This is a genomic window from Pyxidicoccus xibeiensis (genome assembly GCF_024198175.1).
In the GTDB taxonomy this organism is placed as follows: Bacteria; Myxococcota; Myxococcia; order Myxococcales; family Myxococcaceae; genus Myxococcus; species Myxococcus xibeiensis.
In genome coordinates this window covers 1,137,451-1,158,210 of sequence record NZ_JAJVKV010000003.1, presented here as the reverse complement: position 1 = coordinate 1,158,210, position 20,760 = coordinate 1,137,451, and the positions used below count along the sequence as shown (strand labels likewise).

The 20,760-nt window shown below is 72.3% G+C and carries 18 protein-coding genes; 9 read left to right on the top strand and 9 right to left on the bottom strand.

Going from position 1 to position 20,760, the window contains the following annotated elements; genetic code table 11:
- Positions 1 to 18 precede the first annotated feature (18 nt).
- Together LXT23_RS17600 and LXT23_RS17595 are read left to right on the top strand one after the other, a co-directional pair.
- Positions 19 to 1,683, top strand: coding sequence for a hypothetical protein (locus LXT23_RS17600; RefSeq protein WP_253981324.1), 1,665 nt, complete (start codon positions 19 to 21; stop codon positions 1,681 to 1,683).
- On the top strand, positions 1,680 to 2,750 hold the full coding sequence (locus LXT23_RS17595) for a hypothetical protein (RefSeq protein ID WP_253981323.1): 1,071 nt from the start codon (positions 1,680 to 1,682) through the stop codon (positions 2,748 to 2,750). Before LXT23_RS17600 ends, LXT23_RS17595 begins: the two co-directional genes overlap by 4 nt.
- A 60-nt stretch (positions 2,751 to 2,810) precedes the next feature.
- Here the strand turns inward: LXT23_RS17595 and LXT23_RS17590 are convergent, their stop codons facing one another.
- From LXT23_RS17590 to LXT23_RS17575, 4 genes are all read right to left on the bottom strand, one after another.
- Positions 2,811 to 3,185 (bottom strand): hypothetical protein, encoded by a 375-nt coding sequence (locus LXT23_RS17590; RefSeq protein WP_253981322.1) that lies wholly within the window; start codon positions 3,183 to 3,185, stop codon positions 2,811 to 2,813.
- Positions 3,186 to 3,280: 95 nt separating this feature from the next.
- On the bottom strand, positions 3,281 to 5,548 hold the full coding sequence (locus tag LXT23_RS17585) for a hybrid sensor histidine kinase/response regulator (RefSeq protein ID WP_253981321.1): 2,268 nt from the start codon (positions 5,546 to 5,548) through the stop codon (positions 3,281 to 3,283).
- A 175-nt stretch (positions 5,549 to 5,723) separates the two neighbouring features.
- The gene (locus LXT23_RS17580; RefSeq protein ID WP_253981320.1) at positions 5,724 to 7,292 is read right to left on the bottom strand and encodes an SDR family NAD(P)-dependent oxidoreductase; all 1,569 of its coding nucleotides are present in this window, start codon (positions 7,290 to 7,292) and stop codon (positions 5,724 to 5,726) included.
- Between the two features lie 117 nt (positions 7,293 to 7,409).
- Positions 7,410 to 7,913 carry a nuclear transport factor 2 family protein gene (locus LXT23_RS17575; protein ID WP_253981319.1) on the bottom strand — a complete coding sequence of 168 codons (504 nt, stop codon included), beginning with the start codon at positions 7,911 to 7,913 and terminating at the stop codon, positions 7,410 to 7,412.
- Between the two features lie 148 nt (positions 7,914 to 8,061).
- Between LXT23_RS17575 and LXT23_RS17570 the strand changes: the two genes are divergently transcribed.
- The 3 genes from LXT23_RS17570 to LXT23_RS17560 all read left to right on the top strand — a co-directional run bounded on the left by LXT23_RS17570 (position 8,062) and on the right by LXT23_RS17560 (position 11,742).
- Complete coding sequence (locus LXT23_RS17570; protein WP_253981318.1) at positions 8,062 to 9,525, top strand: S28 family serine protease; 1,464 nt, start codon at positions 8,062 to 8,064, stop codon at positions 9,523 to 9,525.
- Positions 9,526 to 9,621: 96 nt separating this feature from the next.
- Complete coding sequence (locus LXT23_RS17565) at positions 9,622 to 10,875, top strand: peptidase C39 family protein (RefSeq protein WP_253981317.1); 1,254 nt, start codon at positions 9,622 to 9,624, stop codon at positions 10,873 to 10,875.
- Between the two features lie 42 nt (positions 10,876 to 10,917).
- Positions 10,918 to 11,742, top strand: a complete 825-nt coding sequence (locus LXT23_RS17560; protein ID WP_253981316.1) for a class I SAM-dependent methyltransferase — start codon at positions 10,918 to 10,920, stop codon at positions 11,740 to 11,742.
- Positions 11,743 to 11,760: 18 nt separating this feature from the next.
- Here the strand turns inward: LXT23_RS17560 and LXT23_RS17555 are convergent, their stop codons facing one another.
- On the bottom strand, positions 11,761 to 12,492 hold the full coding sequence (locus tag LXT23_RS17555; protein ID WP_253981315.1) for a TIM44-like domain-containing protein: 732 nt from the start codon (positions 12,490 to 12,492) through the stop codon (positions 11,761 to 11,763).
- Positions 12,493 to 12,900: 408 nt separating this feature from the next.
- On the opposite strand from LXT23_RS17555, the gene LXT23_RS17550 reads away from it, so the two are divergent.
- Positions 12,901 to 14,883, top strand: coding sequence for a L,D-transpeptidase family protein (locus LXT23_RS17550; RefSeq protein ID WP_253981314.1), 1,983 nt, complete (start codon positions 12,901 to 12,903; stop codon positions 14,881 to 14,883).
- A gap of 130 nt (positions 14,884 to 15,013) precedes the next feature.
- Positions 15,014 to 15,475, top strand: a complete 462-nt coding sequence (locus LXT23_RS17545) for a SprB repeat-containing protein (protein WP_253981313.1) — start codon at positions 15,014 to 15,016, stop codon at positions 15,473 to 15,475.
- A gap of 19 nt (positions 15,476 to 15,494) precedes the next feature.
- Here the strand turns inward: LXT23_RS17545 and LXT23_RS17540 are convergent, their stop codons facing one another.
- From LXT23_RS17540 to LXT23_RS17530, 3 genes are read right to left on the bottom strand one after another with little or no spacing between them, the layout of a single operon-like run.
- Entirely contained in the window at positions 15,495 to 15,908 is a 414-nt protein-coding gene (locus LXT23_RS17540; protein ID WP_253981312.1) for a secondary thiamine-phosphate synthase enzyme YjbQ, read from the bottom strand.
- A gap of 4 nt (positions 15,909 to 15,912) precedes the next feature.
- Complete coding sequence (locus LXT23_RS17535; protein ID WP_253981311.1) at positions 15,913 to 16,662, bottom strand: alpha/beta hydrolase; 750 nt, start codon at positions 16,660 to 16,662, stop codon at positions 15,913 to 15,915.
- The gene (locus tag LXT23_RS17530) at positions 16,662 to 17,417 is read right to left on the bottom strand and encodes a peptidylprolyl isomerase (RefSeq protein ID WP_253981310.1); all 756 of its coding nucleotides are present in this window, start codon (positions 17,415 to 17,417) and stop codon (positions 16,662 to 16,664) included. Before LXT23_RS17530 ends, LXT23_RS17535 begins: the two co-directional genes overlap by 1 nt.
- Positions 17,418 to 17,595: 178 nt before the next feature.
- Between LXT23_RS17530 and LXT23_RS17525 the strand changes: the two genes are divergently transcribed.
- Both LXT23_RS17525 and LXT23_RS17520 read left to right on the top strand, forming a co-directional pair.
- Positions 17,596 to 18,567 carry a hypothetical protein gene (locus LXT23_RS17525; RefSeq protein WP_253981309.1) on the top strand — a complete coding sequence of 324 codons (972 nt, stop codon included), beginning with the start codon at positions 17,596 to 17,598 and terminating at the stop codon, positions 18,565 to 18,567.
- An 83-nt stretch (positions 18,568 to 18,650) separates the two neighbouring features.
- A complete protein-coding gene (locus LXT23_RS17520; RefSeq protein WP_253981308.1) occupies positions 18,651 to 19,745 on the top strand; it encodes a trigger factor in 1,095 nt (364 codons plus the stop codon).
- A gap of 10 nt (positions 19,746 to 19,755) precedes the next feature.
- On the opposite strand, the gene LXT23_RS17515 is transcribed toward LXT23_RS17520, so the two are convergent.
- On the bottom strand, positions 19,756 to 20,742 hold the full coding sequence (locus LXT23_RS17515; RefSeq protein WP_253981307.1) for a lipase family protein: 987 nt from the start codon (positions 20,740 to 20,742) through the stop codon (positions 19,756 to 19,758).
- Between the last annotated feature and the right edge of the window lie 18 nt (positions 20,743 to 20,760).

Here is a 20,760-nt window from a genome sequence, read left to right as displayed (position 1 = left end):
AGAGGGGGACTCCAGAACATGGGTCGTCTGCGTATCACCGGGCCCGCCCTGGCGCTGCTGGCGCTGGGTGCGTGCCGCGACAAGGAACTCGAGCAGAAGCAACAGGAGGTCGCCGCGGCGGAGAAGCAGCTCGCCGAGGCCCGCTCCTTCCGGGAGGGACTCGAGCGCGAGAAGGCGCTCCTGTCCCAGAAGCTCTCGGAGACGCGCACCCAGACGGATGCCACCGTCGCCGCGTACCACCGCACCCTGGCCGCCAGCTCCTGGCTGGTGGAGCCGGACGCCGAGGCCCGCCTGGACGGGCTCGACGCGTCCCTGCGCTCCGCCCGGGCCGGCTTCCTGCTCGAGGAGGCCACCCGGAAGAAGGACGCCAAGGCGCTGCACGCCCTGGTCTCCGGGCTGCTCGCCTCCGAGCGCCCCTGCGTCGAGGTTCCGAAGCAGGAGTCCGAGGAAGGCGAAGGGGAGGGCGACGCCGAGCCCGAGTCCGCCAGCAGCTGCGACCCCAGCTGCGATGCCGAGCCCTACGAGAACAGCTGCGAGGACGTCCCCGAGCGGCTGTCCCAGTGGCCGGACTGGAACTGCGAGACGCTGGCCCGCACGGGCGAGGGGCTGCCACCCGCCGCCTTCTGCCGCGCCACCTTCGAGCACCCGGAGCCCTCGGACGCCCGGGAATCCCCCCATGCCATCAATTACCTGCCCACCTCGCGGGAGGTGGTGCGCATCGCCTTCGAGCACGGAGGGAAGCTGTACGCCAGCGACTGGCCGGAGCCCGACGTCGACCTCTACCACCCGCCCAACACCCTGGGGCTCGCCAGGTGCGAGGCGGCCAACGGCGAGCTCTCCTGCACCCACCAGTGCGACCTGAAGTTCGGCCGCTACGAGGACCCGTGCGCCTGCACGCCCGGGGATGACCCCGACGACTTCGACCACTCGGACGACGAAGAAGTGGGGGAGACCAACGAGTCCCCCGACGTCTATCAGGCGCGCCGTGCCGCCGAGGCGGCCGAGGAAGAGGCCGCCGACGCCCAGCGCCGCGCCGAGGAGGCCGCGCAGGAGCTGAGCTACCAGGAGTGTGTGGCGTCGTGTGTGCCGGACACCCCAATGATGTCGGACTCCGAGGCCGGCGATTCCGGCGAGCCGACGCCCGCGCGCATGACGCGCACCGCCCGGCTGGAGGCCACGCCCGCCCCGGGCATCTTCGTGGTGGCGGTGGACACGCGCACGCTCGCGGCGGACGGCAAGGAGCTCCTGAAGGTCTCCACCACGCACGTGCTCGAGCACACGGTGCTGCGCTCGGTGAAGGGGCTCAAGCCCAACGAAGCCCCGCCGGACGCCGTGAAGCTGTCCTCGCTGACCGAGCACCTCGAGTTCGATGACGTGCTCCGCCAGGGCGGCAAGGTGTCCCTGGCGCCGCTGTCCGGCCTGAAGGAGCAGGGCCCCATGGTGGTAGGCCTCTTCACGGGACGGGTGGTGGCCGTCAGCTTCCCTACGGACCCGGAGAAGGACGCCGTCGAGATGTGGGAGAGCAGCGAGGTCTGCGCGGCGCTGGAGAAGGAGCCCGCGCGCCTGCCGGCCGCCTACAAGGAGGCCTGCGCGAAGAAGCCCGAGCCACCACCGGCGCCCGCCGTCACGGCGCCAGCGGATGCGGGGACTGATGCCAAGGTGGCTGGAGAGGTGACGCCATGAAGCGCCTGTTCGGAGTGTGCGCGGTGGGGCTCGCGCTCGTGGGCTGTGGGGGAGAGGCCGCGCGCGCGGAGGCGCGCAAGAAGCTGGAGGCCACGCAGGCCACGCAGCGCGAGGAGGAGGCCCGCGCGCAGGCGCTGTCCGCCGAGGTGGAGCGGCTGAAGACGAAGCTGGACGAGGCCGGCACCACCCGGGCCACCGAGCGACGCACGCTGGAGGAGCTGCAGAAGCGGCTGGCCGCGGGCTGGCGGGGCGACGCCTCCATCCTGAAGACCCAGGTGGAAGCCGCGGACATGCCGGCGGCCCTGGCCGCGACGCTGGAGGAGGCGCAGAAGGCCATGGGCGGCGAGGCGCTGGAGCAGCGCTACCGCCAGGGCGTCGCCAAGGGCGACCTGGCGCTGGTGTCGACGGTGGTGTCCCAGTGGTCCTCGGCCGACGGCGTGACGCCCGTGCCGGAGGAGGCCGCCGAGCCGGAGGCTCCCCAGGCCGAAGCGGCGGAGGCCTGCGAGCAGGTGAAGGGCGACTTCCGCTGCTCGGTGCTGCCGCTGGGCGGCGCCGGGGACGGGGTGACGCAGGTGTGCCGCCTGGAGGGGACGGGGCGGGCCTGGGTGGTGCGCTCGGACCGCGGCCGGCTGGCCTCCGCGCAGCTGGTGCCCGGGGACCGCGCCGCGCGCTACCGCCCGGTGCGGATGCTGGGGCCGGACGTGTGGATGCTGCGGGACGACGCGGGCGAGGGCAAGCCGGGCGTGCTGGACGTGTTCCAGGTGTCCGGGACGCAGGCGCTGCGGCGACTCTCGGTGGACCTGCTGCGCAACGGGAAGACGGCCTCGCTCGTGGACCTGGACCTGGACGCCGACGGCGTGACGGAGACGCTGGTGGTCGCCGGCAACGAGGTCGAGGCCGTGCACCTCGACAGCGGCTCCGGCGCGCTGTCCCTCTGGCGCGATGCCGTCCTCTGCCCGCTGGTGGAGAAGCGCACGGAGAAGGAGCTGGAGGGGGCGCTGGCGGCCTGCGCGACGTGGCGCAAGTCGCTTCCCGCCGCACCCGCGCCGGCTCCGGCCACGCCGTAGCGGACGCTCCGGGGCCTCACGGGAGCGGGCGGGTGCCCGCTCCCACCGCCGTGGAAGGCCTCAGTTCGCCAGGTACGTCGTGTGGAGGATGCCCTTGCCGTCGGTGCCCTCGACGGAGAGGGTGACGCGGGTCTGCTGGGTCGCCGCCTGCTTCGCCTGCTCGAAGAGCTGGAGCCGCTCCGCCTCGCTGTACTGGTACCCCGCGAAGGCCGCGCTCTCCCCCAGGTAGTAGTAGTGGCCGAGGTCGGCCCCGGTGCACCCCACCCCGGAGCGCACGGTCACCCCCACGAAGCCCTGGAGGCCCAGGTTGAGATTGGGCTGCCTCGTGTACGACGCCGAGCAGATGTAGCCATTCACCGTGATGGGGGCCGCGTCGGCCGCTCCGGCGAAGAGGGTGGACAGCAGCACCGCGGAAAGAACTGACACTCGCTTCATGACTTGCCCCCTGGGCCGTGGGCCCGACTGCGTTCCTGCGAGTCATGACGGAGGCCGGCGCCGGAGTTCCTCACCCCTTTCTTCGCGAGCCGCCCTCAGGCGGCGCCGCGGCGTGACTTCCGGTGCTGCTCCAGGAAGGCCACCAGCTCCTCCAGCCTCACGGGCTTCACGAAGTGGTGCTGGAAGCCGGCGGCCTCGCTGCGGGAGCGGTCCTCCCGCTGGCCGTAGCCGGTGAGCGCGGCGAAGACGGGGCTCGCCTCGCCCAGGCGCTCGCGGAGGCTGGCGGCCACGCCATAGCCGTCCACCTCCGGCAGGCCGATGTCGAGGATGGCCACGTCCGGTGTGAAGGACTCCAGCCGCTGCAGCGCCTGACGGTGGTCATGCGCCACGGCGACCGGGTACCCGGACATCTCCAGCAGGTCCGCCAGCGCCTCGGCCGCGTCCACGTTGTCGTCCACCAGCAGCACCCGGGGCTTCGCCGCCAGGGGCGCCTCGGCGGCGACGGCTTCCTGCCCCGCGCGCTCCTCCCGTGCCGGAGGCGCCTCGGCGGGCGGCTCGGCGGCCGTGTGGCGGGGCAGCCAGACGGTGAAGGTGCTGCCCGTGCCGGGCCCCTCGCTGTGCAGCTCGACGCGGCCACCGTGCGCCGTCACCACGCTCTGCACCAGCGCCAGCCCGATGCCGAGCCCGCCCACGGTGCGGTCCACCGAGCGGGGCCCCTGGACGAAGGGGGCGAAGATGCGCTCCGCGAGCTCGGGGGCGACGCCCTCGCCATTGTCCTCGACGGAGAGGCAGACCTGTTCGGGGAGCGCCTCCACCCACAGCTTCAGCATTCCCCCGGGAGGCGTGTACTTCGCCGCGTTGGTGAGCAGGTTGCTCACCACCTGGGTGAGCCGGTCCGCGTCGCCGAAGACCGTCAGTCCGGAGCGCGGCACCTCCAGCTCGAGCGTGTGCTTGCGCTGGGAGATGAGCGGCGCCACCGCCTCCGCCGCCCGGGCGACCACGTCCGCCAGCTCCACCGGCTCGCGGTGCAGCGACATCTGCCCGCGGACGATGCGCGCCAGGTCGAGCAGGTCGTCCACCAGCCGCACCACGTGGTTGAGCTGGCGGCCGATGACCTCGTGCTCGGGCGTCTCGGCCAGCCCGCGCAGGCGCAGCCGCTCCATCGAGCTGACGATGGGGGCGAGCGGGTTGCGCAGCTCGTGCCCCAGCATGGCCAGGAAGGCGTCCTTGGCCCGGGTGGCGGAGATGGCCTCGGCACGGGCCACCTCGGCCTCGGCCAGGAGGGCGTCGCGCTCGCGCTCTCGCGCCTCCAGCAGGCTCCCGGAGCGCTCCAGGGCCTCGTTGAGCCGCGCCAGCTCGCGCACCTCCGCCAGCCCCATCCGCACCGGGGTGCCGCGCGCGAGCGCATCCGCCGCGTCCGCCGCCTCGGAGATGGAGCGCTCGATGCGCCGGGCGAGGGCCCAGGCCCCGATGATGCTCAGCAGCAGCATGGCCAGGCCGAGCAACCCTCCCGCCAGCAGCGAGCGCCGCGCGGCCGCATCGAGCACCCGCCGCGGGCTGACGACGGTGGCCGTCCACCCGGACTCCGTCCGGCTGAATGCGGCATGGACGGGCTCGCCCTCCAGCGAGCGGTCCGCGTAGACGCCCTCGTGCGAGGTGCGCGTGCGCTCCAGGAAGGACGGCGTCGCCTGCCTGCCCACGAAGCGGGCGGGGTCCCGGGTGCGGGCGGCCACGTAGCCCCGGCCATCCACGAGCGTGCGCGTCCACTCCACGTCGTCGGAGGCCTGCCGCGCCACCACGTCGCCCAACGCTTCGGCGGCGACGACGGCCGTGAGCACGAAGCGCAGCTCGCCGTCGCGCAACACCGGAACGCGCAGGGGGACGGCGAGCCGCTGCTGGGGGCCGCGCCCGGAGGCGAGGTTCCCCACCACGGGGCGCAGCGTCTGGCTCACCCGCGCCAGGCTCTCCGGCTCCGCGACGGGGGGCAGGGGGCTGCCCCACGGGAAGCTCGTGTTGAGCAGGGGGGCGCCGTCGGGAGTGGCGAGGATGACGGTCAGCCACCCGCGCTGCGTCTTCAGTACCCGCGCGCACTGCTCCTGGAAGTCCTGGAGGTGGCCCGCATCCAGCAACGAGGAGGCGGCCAGCGCCTCCAGCGTGCTCACCGAGCCGGCCATGTCGCTGTCGAACGCCTCCGCCAGCGAGCGCGCCGAGGTGAGCACCCGCCGCTCCGCGGCCTCACGCTCCGCGCGGGCGAAGAAGAAAAAGAGGCCGCAGGCGAAGGCCACGATGGGCAGCAGCGTGCCCACCACCAGCCGCACCAGGTGCCAGCGCAGCGGCAGGGAAGGGCGGGGGCGTGAGGGCATGGGCGGAGCGCGGCGGGTCAGCGGGAGAGCGCTCCAACGCGGGCCAGGCCCGGAGCGACCGGAGCGGAGCACCCAACCGGGTCCGGCTGCAAGTCGGCGACACCCCGGGTGGGATGCCGCCGCCTCCTGCAACGGCATTGCACACCCGGAGTACGGGTGTGCGAGGGCGCCGCACTCACCAGGCGGTGTGGCTGTAGTCCTTGAAGAAGTTGCCGAACACGAACTGGCCGCTGTTCTCCGAGGCGATGACGGGGTCCACCACGCGCGCCGCGCCGTCGACGATGTCCAGCGGGGGCTGGAAGTCGAGCTCCTGCACCTTGCGCTCGGCGTGCATGGCCGGGTCCTCGTCGGTGACCCAGCCAGTGTCGACCGCGTTCATGAAGATGTTGTCCTTCGCGTAGTCGGGCGCGGCGGTCAGCGTCATCATGTTCAGCGCGGCCTTGGCCATGTTCGTGTGCGGGTGCTTGTCCGTCTTGGTGCCGCGCGAGAAGCTGCCCTCCATCGCCGAGACGTTGACGATGTGGCCGGGCGTGGAGCGGTCTCGCAGCATCAGCGGCTTGAGCTTGCCGCAGAGGATGAAGGGCGCCACCGCGTTGACCAGGTGGACCTCCAGCATCTCCGCCGTCTGGACCTCCGCCAGCTTCAGCCGCCAGGAGTTCGTCTCCCGCAGGTCCACCTGCTGCAGGTCCGCGTCCAGCCGCCCCTGCGGGAAGAGGGCCTGCACGTCACCCTCCTGCTCCGTGGTGTACGGCAGGAGCGACAGCGCGGCGGACGAGTGGATGCCGAGCGCGGGGTCGTTGCTGCGCCACGTGGTGGTCAGCGCCGAGCTGCCGCCAGCGCCGAGCAGGGGCTGCAGCGCGGAGATGCAGGCCTCGTGGCCGGCCAGCAGCGGCCGCAGCTTGGAGGGGAGCGCGTCGAAGCCGCGCAGCTCGCCGTCCAGCAGGTGCGCGTAGAAGCCGGGCGGGCGGCGCACCGTCTGGGCCGCGTTGTTGATGAGGATGTCCAGCCTGGGGTGCGTCTGCTCGATGTACTTCGCGAACAGCTCCACGCTGGGGGCGTGGCGCAGGTCCAGGCCGTGGATGTGCAGCCGGTGGGACCAGTCCGCGAAGTCGGGCTCCTGCGCGTAGCGCTCCGCGGAGTCCTTGGGGAAGCGCGTGGTGGCGATGACGCGCGCGCCCGAGCGCAGCAGCATCAGCGAGGCCTGGAAGCCAATCTTCACGCGGGCGCCGGTGATGAGCGCCACCTTCCCGTCCAGCGACGCGCGCTGGGTGCGCTTGGCGTAGTTGAAGTCCGCGCAGGGGATGCACATCGAGTCGTAGAAGAAGTGCAGCTTCCGGTACTCGGCCTTGCACACGTAGCACTTGCGCGGGACGGCGAGCTCCCGCTCCGGCACGTCGGTGGGCGGCGGCGGCGGGAGCATCGGCACGGTGAAGATGGCGGAGCGGCGCAGGGTGCGAATCTCCGTCGAGGCGCGCACCTCGCGGTCATGCTGCTGCTTCGCCTGCTTGCGGCCGCGCCGGAGCGCCTTGGCCATCCGCGACTTCGTGGTGCGGTCCGGGTTCACCACCCGGCCGGCGGCGGCGAGGAACGCGATGCGGTCATCCTCGGGGAGGCTGGCCAGCAGGTAGCGGTCCTCGGCAATCCGCTCGAGGAGGTTCGTGACCTGACGCACCTCGTCCGGGGAGAGGGGCGTGGCGGGGGGAAGTGACTCGGGGAGGCGCTGGGCTGTCTCTGCGTGCTTCATTCCGAAGGTGCATACCTGCCGGGGCGCCGCAAGGAAAGGGCGGAGGCGGGTGCGGGCCTGGCGGGCGGGTGGGATGCCGTGCGACCAGGCTCGGCCGCCCGGCCAGCGGCGGAGCACTCACGGCGCGGGAGGCGCGGTGGGCTTTGCCTCCTTCGGAGCCGCCTCCTTCGGCGGCGCCTCCTTCGGCTTCGGGCGCGGGGACACGTGGGAGGCGACGATTCGCCACTTCCCGTCCTGCTTCACCAGCGTGTCGGTGAACTGGAGCTCGGCGGCGAAGGGCTTGCCCCCCGAGGTGCCCTTCACGGTGGTGATGCCATTGACCACCGCCGTGGTGCCATAGAGCCGCACCTTCATGTCGTGGTTGCGGAAGACCTCGTAGCGGGGCTCCTTGTTCCGTATCTCCGTCAGGGTCTCCTCCCGCGTCGTCACGTTCCCGGACGAGTCGGTGAGGGTGAAGCCCTCGCCCAGGAAGTCGTTCACCAGGCGCACGTCGCCGATGCGGAAGGCCTCACACCCCGCATGGAGCGCGTCGAGCACGGCGGTCTCCTCGGTCGGCGAGGCGGCCACGGCGGGCGCCACGAGCGCGAGCAACACGAGACAGGCGGCGGCGGGCTTCATCATCGGCTCATCCTCCTTGCTGCGGTTGGGGGTGAGCCTACTCCGGGCCCCGGCCAGATGACGGCTGGCCGCTCCAGACGACGCTGGTACCGTGGGTGGCTCCAACAACAGGGTTGCCATCGGGCATGGGCGCCCTCTCGAGGAGACACGCATGCGGAACGGGTGGTGGTTCGACGAGGGACGCCGCTGGGGGGGAGCGCTGCTCACCGCGGCGCTGGTGGCCTGCGGTGGCGCGGCCGGGCCGGAGTCGCTGGCGCCGGAGGCCCCGGGCCCGGAGCTCCAGACGGAGGCACCGGCACTGGAGGCAGGAGCCGAGGACATCCGCGTCCAGCTGGAGGCCATCCCCGGCCTCACGGTGCTGGACGACATCTGGGTGAACGGGTTCCGCTTCTTCACCCTGGACTACGAGCAGCCGGTGGACCACCTCCGTCCCGGGGGCGCACGCTTCCAGCAGCGCATGACGCTGATGCACCGCTCGGCGGCGGCGCCCATGGTGCTCGACACGGAAGGGGCCACCATCTTCGCCGAGCCGGTCCCCAGCGAGCCCGCGGACCTGCTCCAGGCCAACCAGCTCACGGTGGAGCACCGCTTCTTCGGCACCTCGCGGCCGCAGTCGCTGGACTGGAGCAAGCTGAACGTGTGGCAGGCCGCGGCGGACATCCACCGCGTCGCCCAGGCCTTCGAGCCGCTGTACCCGGGCCGCTGGCTGTCCACCGGCGTCTTCAAGGGGGGCACCGCCGCGCTGACCCACCGCTTCTTCTTCCCGGACGACGTCCACGCCACCGTGCCCTACTCGGCACACCGCAGCCGGGGCCTCCGGGACGAGCGTCACGTGCGCTTCGTCCGGACGCAGGTGGGGGACGCGGCCTGCCGCGAGCAGCTGGAGACGGTGCAGCGGGAGACCCTGTCCCGGCGCGAGGCGCTGCGGCCCTTCCTCGAGGCGCTGGAGGCGCAGGGGCTCACCTTCGAGGTGCTGGGCGCGGACCGGGCCCTCGAGTTCGCCGTCGTGGAGCTGCCCTTCCACTTCTGGGAGTTCTACGGCTTCGGCTGGACGTGTGAGGACGTCCCCGCGGCGGACGCGTCCGACGAGGAGCTGTTCGCCTTCTTGAACTTCGTCTCCGCGCTGGACTTCGCCTTCTCCGACCAGGGCCTGGAGGAGGCGGCGCCCGGCTACTACCAGTCCGCCACGCAGCTGGGCGGGCCCGGCTACGCGGAGGCGCACCTGCGGCCGCTGCTGCGCTACCCGGGCGAGGACGTCGCCACGCGCTTCCCGCCGTCCGGCGTCCGCAAGCACTACGAGCCGTGGACGCTGGCCGCGGCGGAGGTCTGGACGCGCTACGAGGCGAAGCGCGTGCTGCTCGTCTACGGGGACCTGAGCCCCTGGTCCGCGAGCGCCTTCGACGTGTCCGCGCGCAAGGACTCGTACCGCGTCATCGCCGGGGACAGCATCGGGTTCTACTCGACGCTGAGCCTGCTGCCGGAGCCCCAGCGCGGCTTCCTGCTGGGCCGGCTGTCCGAGTGGGCCGGCGTGCCCGTCCACCTGCCCGACGAGCAGGAAGCCGGCAAGCACCCCGCGGCTGGCGCCCCGCTGCTGAAGGCGCGACGGGCGCGGTAGGCGCGAGCGTCCCCGGACTGTCCGTGGCGGGCGGACGCTCTCTTCCCGGTGCGATGCGTCTTGTCCGCGGACTGCAGGCCTTACACACTTCGCGGCATGAACGTCCGTCCGCTCTCCACTGTGGGTCTCCTGCTTGCCTCGACACTGACGGCCTGTGTCTCGCCGCCCAAGGGCCCCGAGGCCGCGCCGGAGGAGGTGGGGACCCCGGCCCGCCTGTGGCGGCGCAGCGCGGCGGAGCGGGACTTCGAGCGCTTCACCCGCGAGGGCACGGCGCTCGCGGCGGACGGCGCGCTGGAGCTGGATGCCACGGCACGCACGGGCAGCGAGCCGGTGCCCGCCGGCCCGGCGGCGGACGGCGGCACGCGCTTGCACACGGAGGGCTACCGCTACGGCGTCGCCGTCTCGGACACGCAGCTCGTCCCGGGAGGCTTCACCACGGTGGTGCCGTCCTTCGACGCGCTCACCCCGCCCGGGACGTGGCTGAAGGTGACGCTCGCCGCGCGCATCGAGGGCACCTGGACGAAGGACTACGAGCTGGGCGTGTGGGCCTTCGACAAGGAGCCCGTGGCGCGTCACAGCGTGGACGGGCAGGAAGACGCGGACGGAAGGGTCTCCACGGACACGCTCAACCTCCGCCGCCGGGCGGACGCGCTGCGGATGACGGTGTGGCTCTACTCGTCGCGCCCGGAGGCCACGCCGCGCGTGCGGGCGCTGTCGGCGGCGGTGAGTGACAAGCACGGCCTGCCCCAGGACGCCGCGTCGGAGCGCGTGGCGTGGGGCAAGGTGCTGGACGTGCCGGGCTACTCGCAGATGCTCTATCCGGAGGGCGGGCCGGTGTGGTGCTCGCCCACGTCCACCACGATGCTGCTCGCCTACTGGAGCCGGAAGCTGGAGCGGCCGGAGCTGCTCACCACGGTGCCCGCGTCGGCCGACCGGACCCATGACTACGTCTACGGCGGCACGGGCAACTGGACCTTCAACACGGCCTACGCGTCGGCCATGGGCGGCGGCGCGTTGCACGGCATGGTGCTGCGCCTGGACGGCTTCGCCCAGGTGGAGCGGCTCATCGCCGTGGGCATCCCGGTCAGCATCAGCATCGCCTACGAGGAGGGGACGCTGAAGAGCTCGCCGGTGCGCCGCTCGGATGGGCACCTCATCGTGGTGAAGGGCTTCACGCCGGAAGGCGACGTGGTGTGCAACGACCCCGCCTTCAAGACCGACGAGACGGTGGAGGTGACCTACTCGCGCGAGGAGCTGTGGCGGGCGTGGCAGCACTCGCGCGGTGCGGCCTACGTGGTATGGCCGGCGGGCACGTCGCTGCCGGCGGACGTGGTCGGACTCCTGAAGTAGCAGCTGGCGACGACGCTTCCCCATTCTCTTCGTGAGGCCCCCATGTCGACGTCTTCGCCCCTCGCCGTGCCCGAGCCCTGGGACCTCGTCGCGCCGGAGTACGCGCGCGAGCTGATGCCCGTGTTCGAGACGTTCTCCGCCGACGCACTCGCGCGCACGGGCGTGGGGCGGGGGACGCGCGTCCTGGACGTCGCGGCCGGCCCCGGGACGCTCGCGCTGCTGGCGGCGCGGCGCGGTGCGCGGGTGACGGCGATTGATTTCTCGCCCCGCATGGTCGAGCTCCTGCGGGAGCGGGTGGCAGGGGAGCGACTCGAGGTCGAGGCGCGCGTCGGCGATGGAATGGAGCTTCCATTCCAGGACCGGGCGTTCGACGCGGGGTTCTCGATGTTCGGGCTGATGTTCTTCCCGGACCGGGCGCGCGGCTTCCGGGAGCTGCACCGGGTGCTCGTCCCGGGCGGCCGGGCCGCCGTGTCGAGCTGGCTTCCCCTGGAGCGCTCGCCGGCGATGAACGTGGTCTACAAGAGCTTCGCCGAGCTGATGAGCGCGGGAGGGGGCAGCAGCGGGGCCCCGCGTGACGGCATGATGCCGCTGTCCGACGCGGAGACCTGCCAGCGCGAGATGTCCGAGGCCGGCTTCGTCGACGTGGCCGTGCACGAGGTGGTGGGCAGCGTGGAGTACCCGTCGACGGTGGCGCTGGTGGATGCGATGGCGAGGTCGGCCGCGCCCATCGTCCTGGCGCGCAAGGCGATGGGGGCGCAGTGGGACGGCGTGGTGCGGGCGTGGCGCGAGCGGGTGGAGGCGACGCTCGGCACAGGCCCGCAGACGAGCCTCTTCAACGCGTACCTCACGGTGGGCACGCGGAAGTGACTCCGGGGCGCGGAGCGCCTACCGCGCGTCCCTGGCCCGGGTGACCTGGCTGCTGGGGGCCAGCAGGGCCTCCAGCTCGTTCCCGACGCTCGCGTAGGTGAGCGTCATGGCGTCCGGCTCGATGTTGTTCACGCGCCAGCGGCCATCATGGAGGACGAACGTCCACACCGTGGTGGCCTCGGTGAAGCCCTTCTTTCCCTCCACGATGTGGCCGGTGATGCAGGACTCCAGGTAGTCCTCCATCTCCGCGGTGATGGCCACCACCACGCGTGAGCCGCCGCCCTGGCCGTCCTCGTTCCGGCACGCCACCATGAGGGGCCGCACGCGCTTCACCTCGTTCACCGTGCAGCGATTCACCAGCCCCTCCCGCTCCCAGCGGTCCAGGTGGACGAGCTGCTGGTTCTGCCAGTACCAGTCGGTCATCCAGTCGGAGGCCTCCCGCATGGCCGCGCGCCGCCAGGCGGAGTGGATGCGGTGGAAGCACTCCACGACGCGGTCGTTCAGGGTCAGCCAGTCGAACTCCGGCCGGATTGCCCCCAGCGTCTTCAGGGCCGCCCGGGTCCGCCGCTCCGCGCGCCACTCCTTCACCGCCACGTACACCAACAGCGGCAGCAGGATGAGGGCGAGCGCGATGAGCACCACCCTCCCCAGGGGCGAGCGGAAGGCCGCGGAGACAATCTTCCCGCCCGGCCCGGCCAGCGCGGGCAGGGGGAGCAGGACGGTCAGGAAGACCAGGAGGCGCAGGAGCATGCCGGGACTCCAAGAAGGATGGTGGGGTGGAACGCTAACATCTCCCCCCTCGTATTCGAGACGGGGCGCTGGCCCTGGTCGTGGTGGATTCGAATAGCCGGCTCGATGCCAGCTGCGAAGCCGTGGCCTCCGACGGCCCGGAGCGTCTCGAACGCTCCCAGGCGGGAGTGGGCTGACGGAGCGTCCGGGCATTTGAGACATCATTTCCGTTACATGTGACAACCGCCGTTGCAGACGCACGGAATGCGCACTCGCGCGGAGTCCTACGCAGGCGATCTCACCTGTGACGACGTTGAGTCCCGCCGCACTCCTCCGTACCGTGCGACATACATGCGTCGTTGGCTTCCGCTCGTTCTCCTCCTGTCCGCTCCTGCCTGCGCTCCTCCGTCCCATCCGGAGGTATCACGCGTGGATGGCGGCGTCGGCGTGCAGGGGCCGGTGGCCCTGGAGGCGCGGGATGGCGCCGCAGGCGCGGGTGGGCAGGGGGTGGCGGGTGCGTCGCCTGCCGTCCACGGCGCTCTTCCCGGCGCAATGGCCGCTGAGGCGGGAGGCGCTGGTGCGCCTTCAGCCACGAGCGGCGCTCCGTCGGAGGCCCTGCTCGCGGATGCCGGTACGCGGGTCGGTGAGGCCAGCCCGACAGCCGCTGGAGCCGTCACGCCGGTGGAGGCCGCCGATGGTGGCGCTTCCGCCAGCGCAGCGTCGGAAGCGCTGCTCGCGGAGTGGCAGCGGACCGGGGCTGCGACGAGCACGGACGGCGGTGTGGAGCCCGAGCCCGGGCCTCGTCCCATGCAGGACCTCGCGGAGGTCGCCGCCTTCGAGTCGGCAGCCGCGCTCGTGGTGGCCTCCGCGCTGCCGGGCTTCGACGGCTCGCGCGCCCATGCGCCCGCGCTCTCCAGCGACCCCGCGATGAACGTCATGCCCAAACCCCCGCCCCGCGACGAGGCCGGCGAGGGCGCGGAGCCTCCTCCCGCCGAGCAGCTCGTCGTCATCTCCGACCGGAAGAACCCGGGCGTGGAGCTGGTGCTCGGTCCGGACGGGGAGCCGCTGGAGGACTCCACCCTGGTGCTCGACGACATCGACCCGTCCCTGGACCCGGAGGACTACGAGCCCGGCCTGGAGCCCGCGAGCGGCGCGGACGCGGGGACGGAGCTGGCGCCCTACGCGGTGCCCTATGCGCCGGACGCGGGCTCGCTGCGGGTGCGGCGCTCCATCGCCGTGCGCCAGGAGCCCCGCCGGGACGCACCGCCGCTGGGCACGGTGGCCCAGGACATGCGCGTGCGCTGGAAGGGCACCACGGCGATGCGCGGGCCGGACTGCGACGCGTGGGTGGAAATCGAGCCGCGCGGCTGGGTCTGCGAGCGCTACCTGGAGCCCAACTTCCGCGAGCCCCGCGTGAGAGACCTGCCCAAGCTTCGCGAGGGCGAGCTGACGCCGGGCATCTACGCGCGCGTGGTGGGCAAGCGCGTGCGCGCCTTTCCGAGCCTCGCCCTGGCCCGCGCCCGGAGGAAGGGCGTGCTGCTGAAGGGCTCGGTGACGGTGCAGCTGCGAGGGCAGGTGCGCGTGGGCCGCCGGACGTTCTGGCGCACCACGGAGGGCCAGTACCTGGAGGCGCGCGTGCTGCGCGAGTACCGGCCGTCCTCCTTCGAGGGCGTGGATGCGGAGGCGCTCGCGGAGCTGTCCACCCCCTTCGCTTGGGCCCAGTCCCGCACCCGGCCCGGGGCCGACGTGGAGGTGCGGGTGGCGCCGGATGCGAGCGCGGCGCGCGAGACGGTGCTGCCGCCTCGCACGCTGGTGGCGGTGCGGGAGCTGTCGGCGGATGGCAACTGGGTGCTCATCGCGGAGGACCACTGGGTGGCGCGCGAGGACCTGCACGTGGCCTGGTTCACGCCCGCGCCTCCCGGAGTCGAGCCGGGAGACCGGTGGCTGGACGTGGACCTGGATGCGCAGGTGCTGGTGGCCTACGAGGGCGAGCGGCCCGTGTACGCGACGCTCATCTCCTCCGGGAAGGCGGGCACGGACACGCCGGAGGGGCTGTTCCGCATCTGGATAAAGTTCGCCGAAGCCGACATGACGGGCAACGGCACCGCGGGCAACGACACCTACCGGGTGGCCACGGTGCCGTGGACCATGTTCTTCCAGGACGACTACGCGCTGCACACCGCCTACTGGCACGACCGCTTCGGCGAGCCGATGAGCCATGGCTGCATCAACCTGGCGCCGAAGGACGCGAAGGCGCTGTACACGTGGGCGGCGCCGGAGGTGCCCACCGGCTGGTCCATGGTCCACGCGACGCCGGACGCGCCCGGCTCCTGGGTGCGGATTCGCGGCCAGGCCCGGCCGCCGGAGAAGGCGCGCAAGGTGGTGGTCGCCGCGACGCGGCACGGACGCTAGGGAAGGCAGACGTGTCGGTTCGCCAACCCCGAACCGAAACGTGCTCGCGGTTTCCTTGAGTTAATGACTGGTCGTGTTTTCATGCGCCTGGAGCGCATTCCCGCGCTCTCATCTGTCTGGAGTTGACTCGATGCGGCGCTCCGCGATTCGTGACTGGCTTTGCCTGGGTTCGGCCGTACTGCTGTTGGGGGCTTGCGGTGGTGCTCCGGAAGACCTGCGGGAGTCCAGCGAGCCGGTGGCCGATTCCGCGGCCGCGCAGGCTGACGGGGAGGTCGCTTCGCTGTCGGCTCCGACAGTCTCCATCTCGTGCGCGCGTCCGGCTGCCTCGAACGTGACCTGCACCGCGTCGGCCTCGGGGGGCGTGCCTCCCTACAGGTACTTCTGGTCACAGACGACTTACCGGTACGACACCAACAGGAACTACCACGGGGTCGCCCAGGAGGGAGGCGCGAGCAGGACCTACTTCATCTGCACTGAGCCCAACGACATCTGGCCCGCGGAATTCAACATCAAGCCGTGGGTCTATGTGCTCGATGCCACGGGAGTGCAGTCGATGCTTGCCTACAATGCCCAGTGGTTCACCTGCATGTGATTCGCGCGCCTGACGCCCCTCAGCCCACCACGGACACTGTGACGCGGCGGCGGTGCGGTGACGTGCGGTGCTCCCAGACGTAGACGCCCTGCCACGTCCCCAGGTCCGCCGCCCCGTCCTTCACGGGGATGCTCAGCGAGTTCTGCGTGAGCACCGTCCGCACGTGCGCGGGCATGTCGTCCGGCCCCTCCGCGTCGTGCACGAACAGCGGGTCCCCGTCCTTCACCAGGCGCGCGAAGAAGGACTCCAAATCCTTCCGCACGTCCGGGTCCGCGTTTTCACACAGCAGCAGGGACGCGCTGGTGTGGTGCAGGAAGACGGTGCACAGCCCCTGCCGGGCGCCGCTGTCCGCCACCGCCCGCTGCACGTCGCCGGTGATGTCGGTGAAGCCGCGCCCCCGCGTGGACACCGTCAGCTCCCTCGCGTGGTACATGCCCTCAGCGCCCTCCCAGCCGCGCCACCAGGAACGAGGCCAGCCGCTCCAGCTCCTCCGGCGCAATCGTGTGCGGCCCGTCGAAGGGCAGGAAGTCCACTTCCAGCCCTGACTCCACCAGCACGTCGCGCAGGCGCTCGGCGGTGGCGATGGGCAGCAGGTCGTCATACCGGCCGTGGCCCTGGAACACCGGCAGCCCCTTGCGGGCCTTCGCCTTCTGCCGCCACTCCGGCTCGGACGTCAGCGTCCCGGACAGGATGGCCAGCCCCGCGGGCGCCTCCTCCAGCCGCAGCGCCACGTCCGTGGTCACCATGCCGCCCTGGCTGAAGCCCCCCAGGACGATGCGGCCATAGGGCAGCTTCATCGACGTGGACAGGGCGTCCACCACGCTCATCAAGGCCCGGCGCGCCGCGGGGAGGCCTGGAGGCACCTCGCGGGCGAACAGGTCCCAGTCCCGCAGCTGCCCGCGCATGATGGCGTCGGGCAGGTGGAACCAGGCACGCCCCTGCGGCATGCCATACGCCTCCATCGTCAGCGGAGCACCTGGGAAGACGAAGCGCACCCGGTCGGCCAGCGCCGCCTCCAGCGACATCAACTCCGGCGCCAGCGGCACCAGGTCCGTGGCCGGCGCGCCGAGGCCGTGGCAGAGCACGACGGCCAGGTCGGCAGTGGCGCCCTCGGGGAGCGCGTCCACGACGTGGCAGTCCAGCTCCCCCAGCCGCGTGGCGATGCGTCGCGCGGTGCGGCTGCCCATTACTTCTTGCCCGCCGGGGCCTGGTCGCTCATCACAACCTTCTGGATGACCACCGGCTGCAGCGGCCGGTCGTTCCTGTCGCGCTGGACGTTGGAGATCTTCTCCACCACGTCGTAGCCCTGCACCACCTCACCGAAGATGGTGTGGCGGTTGTTGAGGAAGTCCGGCGTGGAGGTGGTGATGAAGAACTGGCTGCCGTTGGTGCCGGGGCCCGCGTTGGCCATGGCCAGCAGACCGGTCTTGTTGAAGGTGCGGCCGCTCTGGAACTCGTCCTCGAAGCGATAGCCCGGGTCGCCGCGGCCGGTGCCCGTGGGGTCTCCACCCTGAATCATGAAGCCCGGAATCACGCGGTGGAAGATGACGCCCTCGTACAGCGAACGGCCCCGCTCGAGCTTGTTTGTGTCCGGGTTCGTCCACGGCTTCTCGCCCGTGGCCAGGCCCACGAAGTTGGCCACCGTCTTCGGCGCGTCCTTGGAGAACAGGCGCACGACGATGGCACCCTGGTTGGTGTCCAGCGTGGCGTAGACGTCCTGGCCGGCTTCCACCTTCTTCATCCACTCGCCCGAGGCGGCGGCCTCGGTCGGGGGCGGCTTGGCGGCGGGCGGGGCCGGAGGCGGGGTGGCCGGCTCGGCGGGCTTCACCGGAGTGGTGGGGGAAGGCGTGGCACCGCTGGCGGGCTCCTTCTTCTCGGAGTCCTTGGTGCAGGCGGCGAGGGACAGGCAGAGGAGGACGGTCGTCAGGATTCGGGTACGCATGGCGGGGGCAGACTAGCGCAACTCCGCCGGATTCCAGGGGCTTGCGTGGGCCCGCGCCTCCCTGCCGTGCCGCACGCATGGTAAAAAACACACGACAAGCCGCTCACGACGCAACTCGTCGTCAGAAAGAGCGATGATCCGGGTCCAGATTCGCCAGAAGACCCTCTTTGGAGCTGCCATGGCGCCCGTCCGTCCCACCTCCGGTTCGACCGCGCGCCCGGCGCCCACCACGATTCGCGCGGAGGGCCGCGCTCAGCAGCCGGCTTCGCGGTCGGACAGCTTCGAGCAGACCCACAAGCCGGTGAGCCAGGCCACCAGCGGCTTCGGCCCCCTCTCCGACGGCGGGGCCTCCACACAGGTGCGCCGCGCTCCCGGCCCGCAGCAGCTGGGCTCCTTGGACGTCCCCGGCCGGGCGAACAGCGGCACCGTGGAGGGCGTCAACACCCGGGGCGCGCGCTGGGCCAGCGCCGAGGGCACCGCCGCCAGCGTCTCGCAGCTGCCGGGCGCCGGCTACCTGACCTTCCGCGACACGCGTGACTTCTTCCGCAACCCCTCGGGCGTCATCGCCAACAAGGCGTCCGGCGCCGTGGCCAGCCCCACCTCCACCGGCCCCGGTGTGGCGAAGGGCATCTTGGAGCCGGCCGGCAACGTCAGCGCCTACCGCGCCGCCGCCAACGCGGCTCGCACCGCCCTCGCGCAGGTGGCTCCGGACGTAGCCAACGCGGCTCGCACCGCCATCACGCAGGCGGCCCCGGACGCGGCTCGCGCGGTGGCCAGCCGTGTCGCCACCTCCGCCGCTCGCGAGGCGCTGGAGGGCGGCTCGCGCGAGATGGCGCGCGCCGCGGGTGAGGGCCTGGAGGCCGCCGGCCGCCTGGGCGCCAACGCCGCCCGCGCCGCCGTGCATGGCGATGGCACCGCGGTGGCTCGCGCCGCCAGCCGCTTCGCCCCGGGCCTCAACATGGCCATCGCCGTGGCGGACACCTCCGCTGCCGCGAGCACCATCGCCGACCCGAGCGCCGCCGCCGGCAGGAAGGTCACCGCTGGCATCACCGCGCTGGGCTCCATCGCCGCCGGCACCCATGTCCCGGTGGTCAGCCAGGTGGGCGCCGCGGCCTCCACGGTGTCTGGCTTCATCGGCTCCTTCGTCTAGCGGACGGCCAGGTGGGCTCGTTGCTCCGGAGCTTCGGTGCTCCCTGACGGGTGTGCTATCCGAGGCGGCTGGAGCGAGCGACCATGACCACGAAGGATGACCCGAAGGGCGGTGGTGCCGCGCGCTCCCTGGCCGAGCTCCATGCGCTCGGCATCATGAAGCGGATGCCCGCCGCCTACTCCCTGGACAGCACGGAGCCGGTGGACCTGCCTCAGGTGACGGCGCCCTCGCTGGACGGGCTGACGGTGCCCCGGGTGGCCCCCGTCCCGCTCGCCGAGCAGGACCTGGTCGACCGCTTCGATGCGCTCCGCCGCCAGCACGCCGACCGCCGCAACCGGGCGCCGGGCGAGGACGTGGGCGCGGACGACGAGGTGCTGCTGGACGTGCTCGGCTTCGCCAACGGCCGGCTGATGCCCTTCTCCACGCGGGAGAGCTGGTGGGTGCAGGTGACGCCCGACCCGCTGCTGCCGGGCTTCTTCGAGGCCCTCGTCGGCGCGAAGGTGGGCCAGTCCTTCGGCATCGAGCTGAAGCTGCCGGACACCTACGTGGTGGAGTCCCTGCGCGGCCAGACGGCCCGCTTCCTCCTGGACGTGAAGCAGGCGCGGCAGCTGAAGCTGCTGGCGGACGACTCGCCGGAGCTGCTGAAGCGGCTGGCCCTGGGCACCCTCACGGACGTCATGCGCCACCTGGCCAATGACGTGGCTCGCGAGCACACCGAGGCGGCGGACCGTCTCACCCAGGAGCGGGTGCTGGACGCCCTGGTGGAGCGCGCCCAGGTGGGGTTGTCCAAGGCGCTGGTGGACGAGGAGATTCGCCGCCGCTGGGCGGACACCGAGCGTCCCATCCTCGCTCGCAAGAGCCTCCAGCCGGACGAGCTTCAGGAAGCGCTGGAGGGCTGGCTGCAGGAGCCGCTCACCCGCGCGGACGCTGCGCGGCGGCTGACGCTGGCCCTGGTGCTGCGCGCCATCGCCTCGCGGGATGGCGTCCAGCCCGAGCGTGCCACCACCGACGCGCTCATCGACGACCTGGCCCGCCTGTCCGGCGTCACCCGTCAGGAACTGGGGAGGACGGTGAAGGAGGACCCCGCGCTCGCCCGGCGGCTGTACGACCTGGCGCTGCACCTGGCCACCGTCGACCACGTGATGAGGCAGGTGAAGCTGACGCCGCCCGTGACGTGAGGTGGGGCGCTCAGCGCGCGCCCAGGGCCAGCGCCACCATCACCTCGGTGAGGTCCCCGGGGTGGTAGCGGTTGAAGCCCGGCAGGGCGCGCAGCGCGGCCTCCGCGTGGTCCAGGTCGTCCAGGCGCACCACCGCCGCCCCGGGCACCTCCGAGTCCACCGCCGTCACCATGCCGTCCGCCGCGTAGCCGTACCTGTCGTTCAGGTAGCGCTGCAGGGGGTACAGGCTGGACAGGCGCGACAGGCGCGAGCTGGCCAGGGACACCGTGGGGATGCCTTCGGGGTAGGGGTGCTTTCGGATGAACTCCATCCGACTTGTATAGGAGAGCTCCTCCACGGACCGGGACACGCCATGGAAAAGCAGGGGAAAGGCAAAGTCGATGAGCCGCCGCAGCTCCGGCGTGGTGGCCAGGTCATGGGCGATGGAGGAGCCCCCATAGGGCGCCTGCAGCGTCACCACCGCGCGCACCACCCGGCGCAGCTCCGGGTACAGGGCCAGCACGGCGGTGACTTCCACGCCCCCCTTGCTGTGGCCCACCAGCACCACCGAGCGGCCGAAGTGCTCCGCGTCCAGCAGGGCCTCGCGCAGCACCGCGACGTTGTCCGCCAGCAGCCCCTCGGTGTCCACCGGCGCTTCCCGCACGTCCAGGCCCCGGCGCTCCAGCCGCTGCACGTTGTCCAGGAGGTAGCCGGGCAGCTCGTCGCCCAGCATTCCGCGCACCAGCACGTACTGGTGCCGCTTCGCCTCGTCCGGCAGCACCGGCTCGCCCTCGCGCACCCGCCCCAGCAGCGTCCGGAAGCGCGGGGTGAGGTCCTCGGGGGGCAGCGCCAGGGCCGCCCGCTTCAGCCAGCCCGCCAGGCCTCCGCAGCCGGGGCCCCACCACCGCTCCGCCGGCGGCAGGCCGCGCAGGGCCCGGGACAGCCGGGCAATGGCGCCGGACTGGCTGGCCGGGGCGGGCGTGGGGGTGGGCGCGGGCGGCAGGGGGACTTCGGGCACGGACGGCGTCATCTCACC